Below are 20,399 nucleotides of genomic sequence, written 5' to 3' on the forward strand. Positions count from 1 at the left end.
GTTATTTTTATGTCAAGTTATGAGATGGATTGTATTTAAAAAGTATTATTATAAAATAAGCTAAAATTAAAAGAGATTATAAAATTCAATGAATTATAGTGAAATAATTTTGTCTAATTTCCCCTCTAAATTGGGAGTGTTAACTCCTGTAGGTGACAGTACACAAGATATAAGTTCATTTAAGTATTTGGGCTATGTGAATCGACAGGATTATAAGATTCTCATGGAGAATACGTTACAAAAGCTATTTTTAAGCTTAATTCTTTATGAAAAAATTTATATCTCAGACAAGGATTTCATAAAACTTGTTGAAATAATTGGATGGCTTGATGGTCTAGAACTTCTTGAACAAGGAATAGTTAAGATTTTTTATGATAAATATGAGCCTAGCGTAACTGCTCATCGTAGTAAAAAGCATCTACTATTGATGCCTTGGTATGAGATTGAATCAACGTGCTATATTAGAAAATTAGATTGGTTAGATATAAACTATAAAGATAGTGGACTTAAATCTGTATTTAAGGGAAAAGTTGTTAATACTTTTCAAGATGCTTATATAAATTTAGAAGACGTAGATGAAAAGTTTTATAATTCAACAATAAAAATTATTAATGAATTAGAGCAAAAAAATATTAAAAACTTAGACTATCAAGACACATTACGTATATTAAGAGTCTATGAGATATTTAATAGTTTTCAACAAAAAAAACGTTTTGATTTAAGTACACATCTTGTAGATGGTTTTGCACGAGAGTATTTGCAAGGGAATGCTATTACGTCGTTATTTACAGATGAAAGGGCATCGAAATTAGAAAAATTTGAGTCTCTCACAGAAGAGAAGGGTATCCCTGATATATACGAGTTATATAGGTTAGGTTTATTAAATATTAAACAGGTTCTGGAAATAAGAGATGATTTAAATACGCGGAAGTTTAGAGAGTGGTTTTTAGAACCTTTGAGATCTGACAATGAAATATTTTATGACGTGATCAACAAGCAAAATATTTTTGATAAGGTCAATTGGGATGCCATTAAGTTTGCAACAGCAACATTGGTTGGGGTGGCTGATCCATTATCAGGGTTATTAACTAGCATTATTTTTGAAAGAGAGATATTCAAAAAAACTACTGAAAGTTGGCATCCTACTCTGTTTTTAGATGATGTCTTGAATAAGAAACTAAATAAGCTAATAAAATAAGAAAACCCGCTCTAAAGCGGGTTTTCTATTCCAAAATTAATCAAATCAACCAATCAATTTTTTCATTAATTCATTTACTTGCGCAGGGTTGGCTTTACCACGTGACGCTTTCATCACTTGACCTACAAGACCGTTAAAGGCTTTCTCTTTACCAGACTTGTATTCTTCAACCATCTTCTCGTTTGCAGCAAGCACTTCCTTAATAATCGCTTCAATTGCGCCCGTATCAGTTTCCTGTTTCAAGCCTTTTTCCGCAATAATTTCGTCTGCAGTTTTGCCTTCTTCCCACATAAAGCCGAACACTTGTTTCGCGATTTTGCCGCTGATTGTGTTGTCCACAATACGTGCGACCATACCGCCAAGTTTTTCCGCAGTTACAGGAGAATCGGCCAAATCTAGGCCTGCTTTGTTTAAGGCAGCCGAGAATTCGCCCATTACCCAGTTTGCCGATACTTTACCTTGTGCAGCACCGCCAGCGGAAGCAACGACAACTTCGTAAAAGTCTGCAAGTTCACGAGAAAGCGTGAGTACGTGAGCATCATATTCAGTCACGCCAAAGTCCGCGATGAAACGTGCACGACGTGTTTTCGGTAACTCAGGCAACGCAGCACGTGCTACTTCAATTTGCTCATCAGAAATGATTACAGGCAACAAGTCTGGATCAGGGAAGTAGCGGTAATCGTTCGCTTCTTCTTTCGAACGCATTGAACGCGTTTCCATTTTCACCGGATCGAACAAACGTGTTTCTTGGTCGATCTTGCCGCCATCTTCCAAAATATCCATTTGACGTTCAATTTCAACGTTAATCGCTTGTTCAATGAAACGGAATGAGTTGAGGTTTTTCAGTTCACAACGCGTACCAAATTCATTGCCCGGACGACGTAACGACACGTTGCAGTCACAGCGGAATGAACCTTCCGCCATGTTACCGTCAGAAATACCCAACCAACGCACCAACGTGTGAATTGATTTAATATAAGCAACCGCTTCTTCAACCGAACGCATATCCGGTTCGGAAACGATTTCTAGAAGTGGCGTACCTGCACGGTTCAAGTCGATACCTGACATGCCTTCAAACTGGTCATGAATCGATTTGCCTGCATCTTCCTCAAGGTGCGCACGCGTTACGCCAATACGTTTAATCGTGCCATCTTCAAGCTGAATATCCACATGACCCAAGCCCACAATCGGGTTGTCCATCTGGCTAATCTGGTAGCCTTTTGGAGAGTCAGGGTAGAAATAGTTTTTACGTGCAAATACGGAAGCCTGGTCGATGTAAGCATCTATACCCAAACCAAAGCGAATCGCAAGATCAACCACTGCTTTGTTGAGTACTGGCAACACGCCCGGCATTGCAAGGTCTACAAGGCTTGCCTGTGTATTTGGATCATTACCAAAAACAGTAGAAGAACCTGAGAAGATTTTTGAGTTGGTCGCAAGCTGAGTGTGAATCTCGATACCAATAACGACTTCCCAGCCATCAATCAATAATGACTTAGGTTTAGCCGCTTTTGTAGAATTGTTTTGAGCTTGAGTCATTATGCGTTCCCCTCAGCAACTGCAGCGCGTTTTGTATGCCAATCGGTTGCTTGCTGATATTGATGCACAACAGACAACAATTGAGATTCTGACCAGTAATTACCAATCAACTGCAAACCCACAGGTAAATGGTCTTTGTCAAAACCTACAGGTGCATTGATGGCTGGCAAACCTCCCAAGTTCACTGCGATGGTGTAGATGTCGCCCAAGTACATTTCAACGGGTGTCAGATTTGCACCAATTTTATACGCCGTGGTTGGTGCTGAAGGTGCAGCAATCACGTCAACAGATTCAAAGGCTTTCAAGAAATCTTGCTGGATGAGACGACGTACTTTTTGTGCTTTCACATAGTACGCATCGTAATAACCGGCAGAAAGCGCGTAAGTACCAATCAGAATACGACGTTGAACTTCCGGACCAAAACCTTCTGAACGTGAACGTTTGTACAAGTCGGTTAAATCCACCGAATTTTCACAGCGGTAACCGTAACGAACACCATCAAAGCGTTGTAAGTTAGACGACGCTTCAGCAGGTGCAATTAGGTAATAGGTTGGAACATAAGCATCAGTCATGTTGAGGTCAATCTCAACCAGAGTCGCGCCCATGTCTTCCAGTTTTTTCAACGATTCTTCTACACATGCTTTCACATCCGCATCTAAACCGGCAACGTTGAAGTATTGTTTCGGAATACCAATGCGTAAACCTTTTACAGACGTACCATTCAGATTCGCAACGTAATCATCAACATCTTGATCCATCGAGGTTGAATCTTTGGCATCGTGACCAGCCATCACGTTCATCAAATAGGCACAGTCTTCAGCCGAACGTGCCATGGGGCCGCCTTGATCTAGTGATGATGCATAGGCAATCATACCGAAACGAGATACACGACCATAAGTCGGTTTTAAGCCTGTAAGACCACAGAATGACGCAGGTTGGCGAATTGAGCCACCAGTATCAGTACCTGTTGCAAACGGTGCAAGGTCAGCCACCACAGCTGCAGCAGAGCCACCTGAAGAACCCCCGGGAACATGATCAAGTGCCCACGGGTTTTTGGTCGCGCCAAAGTAAGATGACTCGGAGGTTGAACCCATGGCGAATTCGTCCATGTTTACCTTACCTAAAGTCACCAAACCTGCAACTTTACCTTTCGCTACAACGGTGGCGTCGTAAGGAGAGATAAAGTTGTCCAGCATTTTAGAACCGGCAGTGGTTTTAATGCCTTGGGTACAGAAAATATCTTTATGCGCAATGGGTACACCTGTCAGTATATTTGCGTTGCCTGCTTGACGCAGAGCATCGGCCGCATCAGCTTGGGCTAAGGCTTGTTCAGGCGTAACCGTGACATAACTGTGTACTTGAGCATCAATTTTTGCAATGCGTTTTAAATAATGTTCGGTGAGTTCACGAGACGAGAATTTAGAGCCAGCTAAACCCTCAGAAAGTTCACGAATCGATAAGCGATGTAAATCTGTCATAAGAAATAATTCTTTACGTTTAATTTAACAAAAATGATTTGACTGATTGGAAATTATTCAATCACGCGTGGAACAAGGTACAAGCCATCTTGAGTTGCAGGTGCAACAGCTTGATATTCTTCACGATGATTTTGTTCAGAAACCACGTCTTCACGTAAGGGTTGCGGATGGTCAAATGGGCTTTTAAGCGGCTCGACACCTTCTGTGTCAATGCCTTTTAAGGTTTCCATCATGCCTAAAATTTTATTTAGACTTTGAGCATATTCAGCAGATTGCGTATCATCTAGCGACAATCGTGCTAGATTGGCGATTGCTGAAACTGTTTGTGCATTTAAATCTGCAGAATGCTGTGCATCCGTTGTAGACATAACATCACCTGATCAGTATTAAAAAAATTCAAAATATCGTACGTTATAATAAGCGATTGACTTGTTCAAATCATCACATTTAGTTAAAGTTGCCACCTTGCGTCCACATAATGTTTAATCGAGAACGTCTCCGTGATTCTAAAAAGACTAATTGGCTTGTTTTCGCCCGATCTAGCCATTGATTTAGGTACAGCAAATACACTTATTTATGCACCAGGACGAGGCATTATATTAAATGAACCGACGGTTGTGGCGATTCGTCACAGTGGTTCACAAAAAATTGTTGCCGCGGTAGGTCTTGACGCAAAGCAAATGCTTGGTCGTACTCCTGCGAATATTACCGCAATCCGTCCCATGAAAGATGGTGTGATTGCCGATTTTGAAGTGACTGAAACCATGCTGAACCAGTTTATTGGTAAAGTGCATGAAAGACGTTTATTTCCACCTGCACCGCGCGTTGTGGTGTGTGTTCCTTGCAAATCAACACTGGTAGAACGCCGTGCCATCCGTGAAGCGGTATTTAATGCCGGTGCGCGTGATGTTCGCTTAATTGAAGAGCCAATGGCTGCTGCAATTGGTGCGGGTATGCCGGTTGAGCAAGCATGTGGTTCAATGGTGGTGGATGTCGGGGGTGGTACCACTGAAATTGCCATTATTTCATTACAAGGCTGTGTCTATTCAGACTCGCTACGTATTGGTGGTGATGTATTTGATGAACAGATCATTAACTACGTACGTAAAGCACATGGCTGCGTGATTGGTGAAACCACTGCTGAAGTGATTAAAAAAGAAGTGGGAATGGCATTGCCGGATGAAGGTGCTAAACCACTCGAAATTGAAGTTCGGGGTCGTAACCTGGCAGAAGGTGTGCCTCGTGCCATTACTGTGACTTCTGATGAAATTACTCAAGCCATTTCTGATCCCTTACAGAATATTGTCTCTGCGGTGAAATCTGCACTGGAACAAACACCACCTGAATTGTCGTCTGACATTGCAGAACGTGGCATTGTCTTGACAGGTGGTGGTGCATTATTGCGTAACCTCGATAAACTGCTTGCACAAGAAACAGGTTTACCTGTGGTTGTCGCAGAAGATCCTTTAACTTGCGTGACACGTGGTGGTGGTAAAGTCTTAGAATTCTTTGATAATCCCAATCATGACATGCTATTTGTAGGCTAAGTTAAGGACCAGGCGGGTGCAAACAAATCTGTTTTCTAGACAACCGCCATCTTTTCGCTCATTTATCATTGCGGTCATCACATGCTGGGTTGTGCTGTTTTTTAACTGGCGCATGCCACATGTGATTCAGCCCGCACGTGATGTCTTGTATGCGGCATATAATCCCATTTATGCCTTGGCAAGTTATCCAGTGTTATCGCGAGAATGGCTAAATCAACAAACCAAGTCTGAAGCCCAGTTACGTCGTGAAAATACCGCGATGCAAGCCGAGCTTTTACAGGCGCAAGTTCGTCTGCAAAAATTATCTGAACTTTCTGCTGAAAATACCCGTCTAAGAGGTTTGCTCGATACCCCACTGATTATTGATGGGCGTATGGAAATTGCAGAAGTGATTGGTACCGATGCAGATCCACTTAGACATATTATTGTGATTAACCGGGGTGCAAGCAGTCAGCTCAAAGTCGGTCAAACGGTTTTGGATGACCAAGGCATTATGGGGCAAATCATCAATGTCTATCCGCATAGTAGCCGGATCATGTTGCTGTCCGATAAAGAGCATTCTCTCTCTGTACGTTTAGAACATACCGGAATGCGTGCCATTGTTAGCGGTACAGGTGATTTAGGTCATTTGAAGATGGAATATGTTCCAACCAGCGCCAACATCAAAGTTGGTGAAAAAGTATATAGCTCAGGTTTAGGCGAACATTTCCCTGCGGGTTACCTCGTGGGAACAGTGTCTAAAGTAAATCGACATAATTCGGGTGAGTTTGCCAAAATTGAAGTCATTCCAGCCGCGCTATTGGCAGGTGGACATCATGTAGTGGTACTTTTTTCTGACTCTTTAGCGATGGAGCAACCGCATGCTGATCGCTAAATTACGCTCTGAGAATAAACGTGATCCGCTTATTGCTATTATTCTTTCAGTTATTATCTGTTCAGTACTGATCGTTTATCCATTGTCCTATGCGGTTTCAGGTGCACGTCCATTATTCATGTTGCTGGTGATGCTCTTCTGGATCATGTGCCAGCCGACATGGTGTGGAATCTGGTTTGCTTTCGCGACCGGTATTTTTACCGATCTTTTGGTTGATGCTCCGTTGGGAATGAATGCTTTAACCTTTGTGATGATCACTTTTATCGCCAGGTTTTTAACCCAGGAACGACGCATTTTGACCTTTGGGAATTTATGGATCATTAGCTTCTTGGCCGTGTTGGCACATTTGTTTATGACTGGGTTGGCTCAAATTATGGGCGGCATGCAATTTTCAATTGCACGACACTGGCAGCCTTTATTGAGCAGTGTTTTATTTTTCCCTGTTATTTATTTTTTCCTAAGAAAATGGCGCATTTAATTCTTGCTTCGAGTTCTCCGCGCCGTCGCGAGTTGCTTCAGCAACTTGGACTGGAATTTGAAATTTTTAGTCCCGAGATTGATGAGTCGGTTTTAGCCGGCGAGGGCGTTGCTGCCTATGTGGAACGTCTCGCATGCAGCAAAGCTCAAGCGGTCTTGGATCATTTTCCCGGTGCAGTGGTTATTGCTGCGGATACCAGTTTAAGTGTCGATCAGCAAATTTTAGGTAAACCTGAATCTAAACAACATGCTTTTGAAATGTGGCAACGCATTTCAGGTCGTAAACATGATGTATTTTCAGGTGTTTGCGTACGTACAATGACAAAAAAATCAAGTATAGTGGTACGAACGCAGGTTGAGTTTCAACACTTAAGTCTCGATGATATGGAAAGTTATTGGGCAACAGGTGAACCTCTAGGTAAAGCCGGAGCTTATGCCATTCAGGGTATTGCAGCACGTTATATTCCTCGTATAGAAGGAAGTTATAGTAACGTTGTAGGCTTGCCTTTATATGAAACGGTACAGTTATTACAGTCGGTTAAGGCACTAAATTAACGGCTGCAAAAAAAGAATTTTTATAATGTTTTGAGTCTTATTATGTCTGACGAGTTGTTGATTAACGTCACACCCATGGAATGTCGGGTGGCCTTAATCCAAAATGGTACGGTCAATGAACTATTCGTAGAGCGCACGGCTAAACGTGGTCTGGTTGGAAATATTTATAAAGGCAAAATTGTCCGCGTTTTGCCGGGTATGCAAGCTGCCTTCGTCGATATTGGTTTATCTCGTACTGCTTTTTTGCATATTAACGATATGGTCTGGCCGCGTAACCAGCCGACCCCGAATGTTTTTGAGCTGCTGCAACCGGGGCAAATCCTTACTGTTCAAGTGATGAAAGACATGCTGGGAACCAAAGGTGCGCGTTTAAGTACAGATCTTTCCATTCCTTCGCGTTATCTCGTGCTCATGCCGTATGGTCATCATATTGGCGTTTCCCAACGGATTGAATCTGAAGTCGAGCGCGATCGCTTACGTTCGATGATTGACGGTATTCAAACTAAACATAAGCTACCGGGTAGTGTGATTGTACGTACCGCTGCTGAAGGTATTGATGAATCAGAAATTGCTCAGGATATGGCGTATTTGGCCAAGCTTTGGGAATTTGTTCAGCGCAAGCAAACCAGTATTGCTGTACCTTCACTGATTTTTGAAGAACTGCCGCTTCCGCAACGGGTGATTCGTGATTTAGCCAATGAAAATACCGCCAAGATTTCAGTAGATTCACGTGAAATTCATGCCAAGTTGCAAGAGTTTGTCGAAGAATTTGTACCGAGTATGCAAACCAGATTGATGCATTACCCGGGTGAACGTCCTATTTTTGACTTGTACAATGTAGAAGAAGACATTCAAAAAGCCTTGCAAACGCGGGTAGCTCTCAAGTCGGGCGGCTATTTAATGCTAGACCAGACTGAAGCGATGACCACGATTGATGTCAATACCGGTTCCTATGTCGGTGGTCGGACACTAGAAGATACTGTCTTCAAAACCAATATGGAAGCGACGCAAGTGATTGCACGTCAGCTGCGGTTGCGCAATTTGGGTGGTATTATCATTATCGACTTCATTGATATGCAGGAAGCACAGCATCGTGAGGAAGTGATGAGCCAGTTTGAGCGCATGCTTGAACGTGACCACGCGAAAACTAAAATCACGCAAGTATCCGAGCTTGGTTTGGTCGAAATGACCCGTAAGCGTACTCGTGAATCTTTAGAACACTTGTTATGTGAATCATGTCCGATCTGTCAGGGTCGAGGTTATGTGAAAACCGCAGAGACAGTGTGTTACGAAATTTTTCGAGAAATTTTAAGATATGCGCGTGCTTTTGAATCAAAAAGTGAATTTACCGTGATTGCCCATCCTTTGGTGATTGACCGATTGTTAACAGCGGAAGCACCGGCAGTAGCCGATTTAGAGCACTTTATAGGGCGTATGATCAAGTTCCAAGTGGAAAATCTATATACGCAAGAGCAATACGATATCATTCTGAGTTGAAATTGTAACAGAATATCGTTAAACACTTGTTACATCTGAAATTTTACTTTCGAAGTGTAATTTCTAATACTAGTCATACACAGTAGCCAAAGCCAAAATCTCCCTTTTTGGCTTAGCAAAAAGAGGTATGACATGAGTATGAGCCAAGTTGTTAGTAATAAAAGTTTGAAAGCTTTAGATCACAAACCAACACAGAAAGGCTATATCGTCGATGAGCAAGGTAAAGAAGTTCAGATTACTGCTGCCATGATTCGTTCGGTTTGCCATCAATTGTTAAATCAATGCCGTAGTATTAAAAATTAAGGGGCGAATAAACGCCCCCTAATTGATTTATATTTATTCTTTTTAAACTGCGGTTAACTTACCGCCTGTAACTTTGGGGTTTCTTGACCCACGATCTCTTCAAATCGCTGAATTTCATCTTCCAAGTGAATCAATAGGTTTTGCATTTTAGGTAATGCATTACGACAGCCTGTTAAGCCCACTTCCAGTTTATCTAAATAACTGGTCATTGTAATATTGAGAGCTTGCCCATCTAAAACAATAGAAGCCGGGTAGAGTGCATCCAGTTTTGCACCATTCCAATATAACGGTTCACGTGGGCCGGGAACATTGGAAATTACAATATTGAACGCTTGACGTGTAGGCATCATGCCTGAAACGATATTTAAACCAGCCGCCCCATAAACCAATGCACTATAGTTCAAAATTTGATTTGAGTTCATGCGTTTAAAACGCTGCTTCGCATTGAGTACACTACGACGGATTATCTGCAGACGTTCTAATGGTGTTTCTTTATGAGTGCCTAAATTGGCTAAAATCATCGTAATACGATTTGAAACCTCAGAATTATCATCACGTACTGACGCAGGCACCATGGCAATGAGGGGTTTTTTCGGTAAAGCCTTTTGACTGATCAGATACTCGCGTAACGCACCCGAACAAATCGCCAGTACCACATCATTAATGGTCACACCGAGTGCTTTGGCAATCTTGCTTAAGCGGCCCAGCTCAAAGGATTGTGCTGCGAAACGGCGTGATGAACTCACGCGTTGATTTAAAATACTGCTTGGGGCCTGGAAACTTGAAACATAGTCAGGATTACGTCCCATATCTTTAAAGATGGTTTGAGATAATTCATACATGACTTTTGGGGTGGATTCAAATTGTTCTTTTAAAGCACCCATAATTTTTTTTATGCGACTCTTCTTCTGGGGCTCTTTAGAGCGTTTAGCGCGAGGGCCTTCAACACACCACAGCGGCACAATACTTTTTGCCTCTGGATCTTGCGACAATGATTTTTCAACTAAACGCATTCCTGCAATGCCATCCACCATCGCATGGTGAATTTTAAAATACATGGCAAAGCGGTTGCCTTCAATCCCTTCAATAATATTGCAGGTCCAAAGTGGTTTAGCACGATCAAGTAAAGCGCTATGTTCTTGTGAAATATAAGTCAGTAATTCACGGATTCGAGCTGGGTGAGGAAGTGCAATGTGACGGAAATGGTGGTCTAAATCAAATTCCTGATCTTCATCCCAAAATAGGCCATTCAGTTTATTATTAAAAGGGGCAACAGGAAGAGACTTGGACTTACGGATATCGGCAACGAGGTCTTGAATAAATGTATCAGGGGCATTGTCAGGAATCTGAAATAGAAAAAGTCCACCAACATGCATGGGTTGCTGACGTTTTTCTAGCGACAAAAAAATAAAATCAATAGGGTGTAAAGGACGCATAGCGTGGAATGCCTCACTGCAATTTCATTGGCTGTTCTTATTTGAACAGGCTTGTTAGAATTATAAAAACCGTTTTTTCAGTATATCTTTTTTCAAAAATAAAAGAACCGCTTTCTATGTAAGGAAAAGTGAACAAAAAGCCACTAAAAACAGTGGCTTTTTTTGAAAAAATTATTTTATTAAATTTCCGGCATGTAAGCCACATTCTTTATGAGTGGCTTCTTCCCACCACCAGCGACCCTCACGTTCATGTTGATTTGGAAGGACTGCGCGTGTACACGGTTCACACCCAATAGAAATGAAACCACGTTCATGTAAGGGATTATAAGGAATTTCCATCATACGAATATAATTCCATACATCAGCGCTTGACCAGTTAGCTAGGGGGTTATATTTGATCAGTTGCTTTCCGGGTCCAGAAAAACCTGTATCGGCCTGAACCACAGGAATTTCATCACGCGTACCTGGGCTCTGGTCTTTGCGTTGTCCGGTAATCCAGCCATCTAAGCTTGCCAGTTTTTTACGTAGCGGTTTAACTTTGCGAATACTACAACACTCTTGGTGACCGTCGCGATAGAAACTAAATAAACCTTTTTCAGTGGTAAGTTGCTGAATTGCCTCGTTCTCTGGAAAACAAATTTCGATATCAATTTTATAATGCTTACGCACAGTTTCTATAAATTGATAGGTTTCTGCGTGCAAACGACCAGTATCTAAACTAAAGACACGAAAGGGTTTGCCCAGATGGGAAGCCATATCAATTAAAACCACATCTTCAGCACCTGAAAATGAAATTGCAATTTCACCCTGCTGACTCAAAGCAAGTTCCAGAATTTCGCTGGGAGATTTATCCGCATATTCAGATGCAAGTGCATCAACAAGGTCAAGGGTGGGGATTGTAGTCATGACAGTTCCTGGCGTATAGGCTTGGATACTTAAACACCTATATTAATTTAATTCACAACGATTTTAATAGAATTGGAATAGTCTGCTTAGCACTAAAAAATAAATACTTATGAATAAAATAGATTTAAAAAAACAGCATATGGAATGTCAATTTTTAAGCTATCATAATGCAAATTTTTCACTGACATTGGGAGAACCCATGGAAATCGTATGTCTTGATCTTGAGGGGGTATTAGTTCCAGAAATTTGGATTAACTTCGCCAAAAAAACTGGAATTAAAGCATTGGAAGCCACTACACGTGATATCCCAGACTACGATGTATTGATGACACAGCGCCTGAATATTTTAAAAGAGCATGGTTTAGGCTTAAATGATATTCAGGAAGTGATTGCAGATATGGGACCATTCCCGGGTGCAAAAGAATTTGTGAAATGGGTCAGTACTCATTTCCAGCTGATTATTCTTTCCGATACTTTCTATGAATTTGCGCATCCACTGATGAAGCAATTGGATTGGCCAACAATTTTCTGTCATAAGCTGGAAACCGATGAAGCAGGAATGATCTCTGCCTATAAACTTCGCCAGCCGGATCAAAAACGTCAGGCGGTGAAAGCACTGCATGGTTTGAACTTCCGTGTGATCGCAGCGGGGGATTCGTATAACGATACCACAATGCTAGGTGAAGCAGACCACGGTTTCTTGTTTGATGCACCTGAAAATGTGATTGCTGAATTCCCGCAATTCCCGCCAATTTATGGTTATGATGCATTGAAAGAAGCGATTCGTAATGCTTCTGTTCGTGACATTCCCGCTTAATATTTAATAGATATTTGAATAAAGAAGGGCGCTCTAAGCGCCCTTTCTTGTTTATGCTAATTTTAACGTAATTAGAAACGGTAACCGATTTTCATACCATAGCCAATGGCGTGATTGTCTTCAAAATCACCTACCGGAGTACCACCAGTTTGTGCAGTTGCGTCACCTAACCAGAAGTATTTTACACCCGCTTGGATAAAATAATTTTCTGCAGGGCTGTATTGACCGCCTAGACCCACACTCCAGTAACCTTCAGTCGGTCCTAAAGTCGTTACAGGGTTACCAGCGCCAGAATCGAATCCAACTGCTGCTGTACCCGACCATTTGTTAGTAAATTTATGACCTAAGCCAACGGTTGCAGACCATTGATCATCGGAGTAGTCAATTAAATTTTGTGCTTTGCCTTTAGCCAGCGCAGAAGCTTGCGCTAATAATTCTGGCTTAACAGCAAATTGGTCCCAATGTACCCAACGAAGATTTGCAAATGCTAAAGTGTTTTGAGCAATACCTGTTTGTAAATCGATATTAACAGATTGTGGAGTAGTCGCTTCTACAATGCTTTCTCTAGCACCCATAGTTGCCAATATCGGTTTAGCAGGGCTTAATGGATGACCTGTTGCAGGTAACTGTTGTCCTAACAGAGCTAAGCCTGACGTTTCATTAGCTTGGGCTTCATGTTTAATTTCAGAACGATAGGTTACTGCTGCTTTAAGAGCAATTTCAGGAATTTGATAAGCAAAACCAGCGAGCCAACCGAAAGCTTCTTCTTGATCAACTTTAATATTATAGCCACTCAATAAGGAGTAAGCTGCACCACGTAATTTAATATCAGCTTCAACAGTCTGCCAAACTGGACCGGCATAAAAATTCCAGTTTTCAGTTGGCTGATACCCGATTAAAGCTGTGAGGGTATTTGTTTTTACTTCTACAGAAGTGCCTTCTGTACCATTACCAAATGAACCAGCAGTTGAAGCATATTGAGAGTCAGCACCAAATGGTTGGTCGTATAAGAGACCTACAGAAATTTTATCAGTTGCTTGAACTTTTATTGCGGCAGAAGGGAAGTAATAATCTTCTGCCATATCGCTAACATTGAGTTGGTTTGATTTTACTTCAGGATCTAGAACAGAAATACCTGCTTCAGCATAATTCCCTGGCTGTAAAAAAGCCGAAATGGATTGACCTGAACGGTCTAAACCGCCTGCAATTACTGAAGTAAGTGGAAGAGTGCTAATAAAGATAGCAATAGATAAGGTATTGAGCTTCATAGTTCTTTCCCTGATGCCATTTTGTAACTAAAAGTCATGGAAAAGTAACATAAATAAAAAAAGAGTAAATGCTCAGCTATGATTAGATAATGAACTGATCAATTCAAAAAATGAACTTGAATAGAGTAAAAGTACTAACAATACTTTTGTATATTAATGATTTATAAGTAAAAAAATAGAGTAATAAGCTTAAATAATTAGGAAGCTACAAGTAATTCTTTTTGATCAAATTTGAAACATATAGATTGAGATATTAAAAAAACAAGAGATGTAATGTAAAAAAGGCCATTGTAAACAATGGCCTTTATATTAATTTATTTAATGATTTTAGAAGCGGTAGCCGATTTTCAGACCATATGCGATGGCATTGTTATCTTCAAAGTTAGCAACGTATTCATTTCCACCAGCTTGAGCACCAGTTTGGGCTTTTGCATCACCCAACCAGAAGTATTTCACACCACCAGCGATAAAGTAATTTGGTGCTGGACTGAACTGTAGTCCTAAACCAACATTCCAGTAGCCTTCTGTAGGACCTAAAGTAGAAACGGGGTTACCCGCACCAGAATCCCAACCTACAGATAAATTACCAGCCCATTGTTCGTTTAGTTTACGACCAACACCGACAGTTGCTGAAATTTGGTCATCAGAATATTCAACTAAGTTAAAACCATTTGGACGTTGGACTAGAGGACCCACTGCATCAGATAATAGACCAAATTTATAAGGACGAATTGAGAAACTAGACCAATCTACCCAGCGAACATTAGCAAAAGCAACGGTATTTGCCATTATACCGGTTTGAAAATCTAGATTTACAGATTGTGGAGTCGTGATTTTAGTCTCGCCACTTGCTGCTGCAATCCCTGCTGCTGCTGCTGCACCATTTGGAAGTAATGTTAACGCTGGTAGAGTGGGGATACTCTCATTAATATTTACATCGTGATCAATTTCAGAACGATAAGTCAAAGATGCTTTCAAAGCAATATCAGGAATTTGAAATGCTAGACCTGCTAACCAACCTGTACCACTTGTTTCTTTAATACTTGCATCATAGCCATTGAATATGCTGTATGCCTGACCGCGCAAACTTAGATTACCTTTAACAGTTTGATAAACTGGACCAGCATAGATATTCCAGTTTTCAGTTGGTTGGAAACCTGCAATAAATGATAAGTTTTGAGTGTCTACTTCAACTCGGGTATTTCCAGTACCAAGTAAACCATTAATATTAGCTAATCCAGCATCTACTGTTGTAGCAACTGTATTATTTACTTGTTGTGTGATTGAAGCTGTTACGCCTTGAGTAATTGCAGTCATTGCAGCTGTATCATTGCGGATTGCTGATTCTGCAGTAGCTTGGTCTGGTGCTACACCCGCAGTTACTAATGCAGCAGCTCGTTGTGTAACTTGATTGTTTACACCTGGTGTTAAATTAGTAGCAAGTGCCCCTGGTAAGACCGCTGCAACATTCGTATTAATAGTATTTTGACGAATTTCAGCTAATGCTGTTGGAGCCAAAATAGTATTTGAAGCCTCAGAAACAAAAACATTATTGCCTTTATATTCAGCATCTGCACCAAAAGGTTGGTCATACAAAATACCAAATGAAAATTTGCTAGTAGGCTGAAATTTTAGGGCTGCACTTGGGAAATAATAATCACCCGCCATATCTGAAATATTGCGTTGTGTTGCACTGGTACCAGCTTCTTGGCCTTCTACAGTAGGATCTAAAACAGAAATACCCGCTTCAAAATAATTCCCTGGCTGCAAAAATGCAGATATTGATTGACCAGAGCGGTCCATTGCGGCTGCGAATACACCAGTCATTGGCACAGTTGCTAGAAGAATCGCTGTACTAAGAGTTTTTAATTTCATTGTGTGTCTTTCCTTGAGGTACAAATTTTTTTTTACTGCGGCTTTATGTTATTTATGCTGAGTATTAATTTTTGGTAACATCGGTCTTTCAACCAGATATCATTTGTTACTCCATGTGACAAAAATAACACAATAAAAAAAAGAGTAAATGCTCTAGAAAAACTAATTAGAATAAAAATACCACTTATTAGCGTTTTTAATTTTAATCTGATTATTTTTTGATTTTAAGTTTTTGATAAATAATCATATATTTAATTTAGACTCAAAATCTTATTTGGTCAAAAAATAACCATTTAGCGTGAGAAGTGTAGTAATAATTTGTTATCTAGATCACATTATTTTTTTACTTAAAAATTACAACATAAATCTAAGATCTGGAAGGAGTAAATCGTAATAGGGTAAATTCTTATTTTAGCTTAAATTCTTTAATATTTATTTTTAATTGTTAAACAAATCATACTCTTATTCATGGAGAGCTGCATCTAAGAGATTCTTGATACGAATTTTTATTTTTTATTGGTACGCTTGTGCGCCCTGCGGGAGTCGAACCCGCGTCGGTCACTTAGGAGGCAACTGCTCTATCCAGTTAAGCTAAGGGCACAATGCGCAGCTAATTTAGCGCAAATACTGATAAAAAAAAAGTTATTGTCGAAACAATAACTTTTTAAAAGACTGCTCTTTATAGTATCTGCTTAAGATTTATTCATCTTGAGGACTTTAAATAGACCCAACATGATCACAATCCAGATCGGAATCATCAGTACAGATTCTTTAAAACCTTGCATCCACATAATATAAAGTACGGTCACAATAAAGATGAGTACTAAATAATTACTGATTGGAGACCAAAGTGCAGGGAACTTGGTTTGGATGGAAGCTTGTTTAATCGCCTGTCTAAATTTCAAGTGCGTCAATGTAATCATGGCCCAGTTGAGTACTAATGCACCCACCACCACATAGATTAGATGGCTTAAGGCATTTTCTGGCACAAAGTAGTTTAAAAGTACACAACCAAAAATTAACAGTGCTGAGAATAAAACAGCAGGGATAGGCACCCCTTGTTTATTTACTTTATTAAATACTTTAGGTGCATTGCCTTGTTGTGCTAAACCGTAAAGCATACGGCTATTGGCATACATACCGCTATTATAAACAGACAGCGCCGCAGTCAAGATAATGAAATTCAGTAAGTGAGCTGCCCAGCCAATCCCAAGTTGACTGAAAATCATTACAAATGGACTTTTATCCAGACCACCTAATTCCAGCTGATCCCATGGCACCAACGATAAAAGAATCGTCAATGAACCGATATAGAACAGCAAAATTCGGAACACCACCTGGTTAATGGCTTTAGGAATCGTTTTTTCAGGATCTTTAGCTTCTGCTGCAGCCATCCCAATCAGCTCAATCCCACCAAAGGCGAACATGAGGAAGGCAAGCATATAGAACAGGCCTTCAAAACCATTGGGGAAGAAACCACCATGTGTCCAAAGATTGCTAAACGAAGAAGTTGAGCCTGCATCTGCGGTGAGCAGCAAATACACACCAAAGACAATCATGGAAATAACAGCGGTTACTTTGATGATGGAAAGCCAGAATTCCGATTCACCATAAAATTTTACATTGCCGAGATTGACCAAGGTGATGACAACGAAAAAGAACAGTACCGATGCCCATGCAGGAATAAAAGGCCACCAGTAATTAATATATTTAGCGACAGCAGTCAGCTCTGTCATGGCGACTAAAATATATAAAATCCAGTAATTCCAACCCGCTAAAAAGCCGGGAAATTTCCCCCAATATTTAAAGGCAAAATGGCTGAATGATCCTGCTACAGGCTCATGTACAATCATTTCACCCAGTTGACGCATGATTAAAAATGCAATCAAACCACCAATGGCATAACCCAAAATGATGGAAGGACCTGCAGATTGAATCACCTGTGCGGAACCTAAGAATAAGCCTGTACCAATTGCTCCGCCCATGGCGATGAGTTGGATATGACGGTTCTTTAAGCCACGCTGAAGTGTAGAAGACTCGCTATTCAAAGTAATCAGCCCGACAATGGATAAGTGAAGTGATTGTAATGGATTGATTTGTATTAGCCTAGTACAACCCCAGTAAGGTCATGATTATGTGAACAAGTGCAAAATATGATTTGCATAGAATTAATAAATGAATCAATAGATTAATTTTATTAATACAATGACTTGTAAGTTATAAATGCTTTTTATCAATAAGATTGAGCGTTTCTTTTTTATACTTAAGTCCTGTGGTAAATGCTTTTGCTGAAAAAAGCATTATGATAAAAGTGATCAACACTCCCCATATATTGTGTAAAACAATGATAAATATCAAGGATCAATGAAATGAGTTTTGCTGCACAAATCAAAATTCCAGCAACCTATATGCGTGGCGGTACCAGTAAAGGTGTGTTCTTTAAACTCGATGACTTGCCCGAAGCCGCACAGCAGGCTGGAACAATTCGCGATCAATTGTTATTACGTGTGATTGGCAGTCCAGATCCATATGGTAAGCAAATTGATGGCATGGGTGGAGCAAGTTCAAGTACCAGTAAAACCGTGATCTTGGCCAAAAGTTCACAGCCCGATCATGATGTGGATTATTTATTTGGACAAGTCGCCATTGATCAGCCTTTTGTTGACTGGAGTGGGAACTGCGGCAACTTAACAGCTGCCGTGGGATCATTTGCGATTTCCAATGGTTTGGTCAGTCCAGAGCGCATTCCTGAAAATGGCATCTGTACGGTACGAATCTGGCAGGTGAATATTCGGAAAACCATTATTGCACATGTGCCTATGACCAACGGACAAGTGCAGGAAACCGGGGATTTTGAACTCGATGGCGTGACTTTCCCTGCAGCAGAAGTTCAGATTGAATTTCTAGACCCGGCAGATGATGGTGAAGATGGCGGTGCCATGTTCCCGACTGGCAATGTGGTCGATACTTTTGAAGTTCCCAATATCGGCACTTTTCAGGCGACTTTTATTAATGCCGGTATTCCGACCATCTTCTTAAATGCAGAAGAGATTGGCTATACAGGAACTGAATTACAAGAAGCCATTAATGGTGATGCGCAAGCATTGGCACGTTTTGAAACCATTCGTGCTTATGGTGCAAAACAGATGGGCTTGATTCAGGATATTTCCGAAGCTGAAAAACGTCAGCACACCCCAAAAATTGCCTTTGTCTCGAAACCTAAAGCCTATACATCTTCTAGCGGCAAGCACATTCAACCCGATGATGTGGATTTACTGGTGCGTGCCTTGTCGATGGGAAAACTGCATCATGCCATGATGGGAACCGCGGCTGTTGCCATTGGCACTGCTGCTGCAATTCCCGGAACCTTGGTGAATTTGGCTGCCGGCGGTGGGGCACGTGAAGCTGTGCGTTTTGGGCATCCTTCAGGCACTTTACGTGTCGGTGCGCAAGCAGTGCAGGAAAATGGACAATGGCAGGTGAAGAAGGCGGTGATGAGCCGTAGTGCACGCGTGTTAATGGAAGGCTGGGTTCGAATTCCAGAAGATAGCTTGAAATAACAAACCAGATAGAGAATCTTGCGAGAAAGCAGTATGATGAGTCGCAAGTTCTCTGTCGATGATGACAAGAGCGTTGTAGATTAGATTAAGCTAGATCTGGCAGTATTCCTGTGGATTTAGATTTACTCACCAAAGCAAAGTATTCGAGGCGAATGTGTCATCTTTAACTGACGTACATGCAAATGTATTAACCCCAGCACAGCAACGTATCCAACAAGATTTATTGACGGCATTAGACGCATTTTCCATTCCAGAACCGCTGAAAGGCGCTGTGCATCATGCGGTGATGCTCGGTGGCAAACGTGTACGTCCAGCGCTTTGTTATGCCACAGCGGTCATCAAACCGAATGCAAATTTTGCGGCAGTACGCCGTGCGGCAGTAGCCATTGAAATGATTCATTGTTATTCACTGGCACACGATGATTTGCCGTGTATGGACAATGATTTACTGCGTCGTGGTCAGCCAACCTGTCATGTGGCTTTTGGTGAAGATACAGCCTTACTTGCCGGCGATCTTTTGCAGTCGATGGCCTTTGAAATATTAGGCAGCCGCCTGTTTGATCAAGGTCCTGCGGTTGCTCCATCCATTGTGTTAAAACAGATGCAAATTTTGGCGACTGCCAGTTCAAAAATGGTCTGTGGTCAGGTACTGGATTTACAAGCCGAAGGCAAGCATGTCAATCAGCAAGCTTTGGAAAATATTCACTGTAATAAAACCGGTGCACTCATTTCTGCTGCAGTGATGATGGCTACGGTATGTGTGTTTGAAGGCACCGATCAAGCGATTCCTAAATTACGTGAATATGCGCAAGCGATTGGACTGGCTTTTCAAGTGCAAGATGACATTCTGGATATTACTTCCGATACAGAAGTTCTAGGAAAAACTGCAGGCAAAGACCAGCAAGTGGATAAATCGACGTATCCTGCATTGATGGGATTGGACAAAGCTCAGGCTTATGCTCAAGAGTTGCATGATCAGGCCTTGAGCGCTTTAGAAATTTTTGGTGACAGTGCAGATGAACTGAATCAGATTTCACAGTTTTTGTTGTCGCGTAAAAGCTAAATACTG

Annotated in this window: 18 protein-coding genes and 1 tRNA gene; 10 read left to right on the top strand and 9 right to left on the bottom strand. The window is 41.1% G+C overall.

Annotated features, from left to right (window positions below):
• The first annotated feature begins 88 nt into the window (after window positions 1–88).
• Complete coding sequence (locus AY606_RS00220) at window positions 89–1,198, top strand: hypothetical protein (protein WP_067863019.1); 1,110 nt, start codon at window positions 89–91, stop codon at window positions 1,196–1,198.
• Between the two features lie 45 nt (window positions 1,199–1,243).
• Here the strand turns inward: AY606_RS00220 and gatB are convergent, their stop codons facing one another.
• From gatB to gatC, 3 genes are read right to left on the bottom strand one after another with little or no spacing between them, the layout of a single operon-like run.
• Entirely contained in the window at window positions 1,244–2,737 is a 1,494-nt protein-coding gene (gatB, locus tag AY606_RS00225) for an Asp-tRNA(Asn)/Glu-tRNA(Gln) amidotransferase subunit GatB (RefSeq protein WP_067863021.1), read from the bottom strand.
• The gene (gene gatA, locus AY606_RS00230; RefSeq protein WP_067863024.1) at window positions 2,737–4,215 is read right to left on the bottom strand and encodes an Asp-tRNA(Asn)/Glu-tRNA(Gln) amidotransferase subunit GatA; all 1,479 of its coding nucleotides are present in this window, start codon (window positions 4,213–4,215) and stop codon (window positions 2,737–2,739) included. Before gatA ends, gatB begins: the two co-directional genes overlap by 1 nt.
• A 53-nt stretch (window positions 4,216–4,268) precedes the next feature.
• Window positions 4,269–4,583, bottom strand: a complete 315-nt coding sequence (gatC, locus tag AY606_RS00235) for an Asp-tRNA(Asn)/Glu-tRNA(Gln) amidotransferase subunit GatC (protein ID WP_067863027.1) — start codon at window positions 4,581–4,583, stop codon at window positions 4,269–4,271.
• A 132-nt stretch (window positions 4,584–4,715) separates the two neighbouring features.
• Here gatC and AY606_RS00240 point away from each other — a divergent pair, with 132 nt between their 5' ends.
• The 6 genes from AY606_RS00240 to AY606_RS16240 all read left to right on the top strand — a co-directional run bounded on the left by AY606_RS00240 (window position 4,716) and on the right by AY606_RS16240 (window position 9,468).
• On the top strand, window positions 4,716–5,762 hold the full coding sequence (locus AY606_RS00240) for a rod shape-determining protein (RefSeq protein WP_067863029.1): 1,047 nt from the start codon (window positions 4,716–4,718) through the stop codon (window positions 5,760–5,762).
• A gap of 16 nt (window positions 5,763–5,778) precedes the next feature.
• On the top strand, window positions 5,779–6,636 hold the full coding sequence (gene mreC, locus AY606_RS00245) for a rod shape-determining protein MreC (protein ID WP_067863031.1): 858 nt from the start codon (window positions 5,779–5,781) through the stop codon (window positions 6,634–6,636).
• Window positions 6,623–7,114, top strand: a complete 492-nt coding sequence (gene mreD / locus AY606_RS00250) for a rod shape-determining protein MreD (RefSeq protein ID WP_067863034.1) — start codon at window positions 6,623–6,625, stop codon at window positions 7,112–7,114. The genes mreC and mreD overlap by 14 nt, the downstream gene beginning before the upstream one ends.
• Window positions 7,102–7,668 (top strand): Maf-like protein, encoded by a 567-nt coding sequence (locus AY606_RS00255; protein ID WP_067863037.1) that lies wholly within the window; start codon window positions 7,102–7,104, stop codon window positions 7,666–7,668. Before mreD ends, AY606_RS00255 begins: the two co-directional genes overlap by 13 nt.
• 42 nt (window positions 7,669–7,710) lie before the next feature.
• Window positions 7,711–9,165: a ribonuclease G gene (gene rng / locus AY606_RS00260; protein WP_067863040.1), complete on the top strand. Its 1,455-nt coding sequence runs from the start codon at window positions 7,711–7,713 to the stop codon at window positions 9,163–9,165.
• Window positions 9,166–9,297: 132 nt separating this feature from the next.
• Window positions 9,298–9,468: a PA1571 family protein gene (locus AY606_RS16240; protein ID WP_212838705.1), complete on the top strand. Its 171-nt coding sequence runs from the start codon at window positions 9,298–9,300 to the stop codon at window positions 9,466–9,468.
• Window positions 9,469–9,521: 53 nt separating this feature from the next.
• On the opposite strand, the gene AY606_RS00265 is transcribed toward AY606_RS16240, so the two are convergent.
• Both AY606_RS00265 and AY606_RS00270 read right to left on the bottom strand, forming a co-directional pair.
• Entirely contained in the window at window positions 9,522–10,904 is a 1,383-nt protein-coding gene (locus AY606_RS00265) for a WS/DGAT/MGAT family O-acyltransferase (RefSeq protein WP_067863042.1), read from the bottom strand.
• Window positions 10,905–11,075: 171 nt separating this feature from the next.
• A complete protein-coding gene (locus AY606_RS00270; RefSeq protein ID WP_067863045.1) occupies window positions 11,076–11,810 on the bottom strand; it encodes a phosphoadenylyl-sulfate reductase in 735 nt (244 codons plus the stop codon).
• A gap of 199 nt (window positions 11,811–12,009) precedes the next feature.
• On the opposite strand from AY606_RS00270, the gene thrH reads away from it, so the two are divergent.
• A complete protein-coding gene (gene thrH, locus AY606_RS00275; protein ID WP_067864449.1) occupies window positions 12,010–12,627 on the top strand; it encodes a bifunctional phosphoserine phosphatase/homoserine phosphotransferase ThrH in 618 nt (205 codons plus the stop codon).
• Window positions 12,628–12,698: 71 nt separating this feature from the next.
• Here the strand turns inward: thrH and AY606_RS00280 are convergent, their stop codons facing one another.
• The 4 genes from AY606_RS00280 to AY606_RS00295 all read right to left on the bottom strand — a co-directional run bounded on the left by AY606_RS00280 (window position 12,699) and on the right by AY606_RS00295 (window position 17,818).
• Window positions 12,699–13,895 carry an OmpP1/FadL family transporter gene (locus AY606_RS00280; RefSeq protein ID WP_067863048.1) on the bottom strand — a complete coding sequence of 399 codons (1,197 nt, stop codon included), beginning with the start codon at window positions 13,893–13,895 and terminating at the stop codon, window positions 12,699–12,701.
• A gap of 327 nt (window positions 13,896–14,222) precedes the next feature.
• Window positions 14,223–15,770: an outer membrane protein transport protein gene (locus tag AY606_RS00285; protein ID WP_067863051.1), complete on the bottom strand. Its 1,548-nt coding sequence runs from the start codon at window positions 15,768–15,770 to the stop codon at window positions 14,223–14,225.
• Between the two features lie 528 nt (window positions 15,771–16,298).
• Window positions 16,299–16,371: transfer RNA gene (locus AY606_RS00290), tRNA-Arg, on the bottom strand.
• A 91-nt stretch (window positions 16,372–16,462) separates the two neighbouring features.
• A complete protein-coding gene (locus AY606_RS00295) occupies window positions 16,463–17,818 on the bottom strand; it encodes an amino acid permease (protein WP_067863054.1) in 1,356 nt (451 codons plus the stop codon).
• A gap of 321 nt (window positions 17,819–18,139) precedes the next feature.
• Between AY606_RS00295 and prpF the strand changes: the two genes are divergently transcribed.
• Complete coding sequence (prpF, locus tag AY606_RS00300) at window positions 18,140–19,330, top strand: 2-methylaconitate cis-trans isomerase PrpF (RefSeq protein WP_067863057.1); 1,191 nt, start codon at window positions 18,140–18,142, stop codon at window positions 19,328–19,330.
• 154 nt (window positions 19,331–19,484) lie between these two features.
• The gene (locus AY606_RS00305) at window positions 19,485–20,393 is read left to right on the top strand and encodes a polyprenyl synthetase family protein (protein WP_067863060.1); all 909 of its coding nucleotides are present in this window, start codon (window positions 19,485–19,487) and stop codon (window positions 20,391–20,393) included.
• Window positions 20,394–20,399 lie beyond the last annotated feature (6 nt).

It is taken from the genome of Acinetobacter sp. SFB, assembly GCF_001647545.1.
In the GTDB taxonomy this organism is placed as follows: Bacteria; Pseudomonadota; Gammaproteobacteria; order Pseudomonadales; family Moraxellaceae; genus Acinetobacter.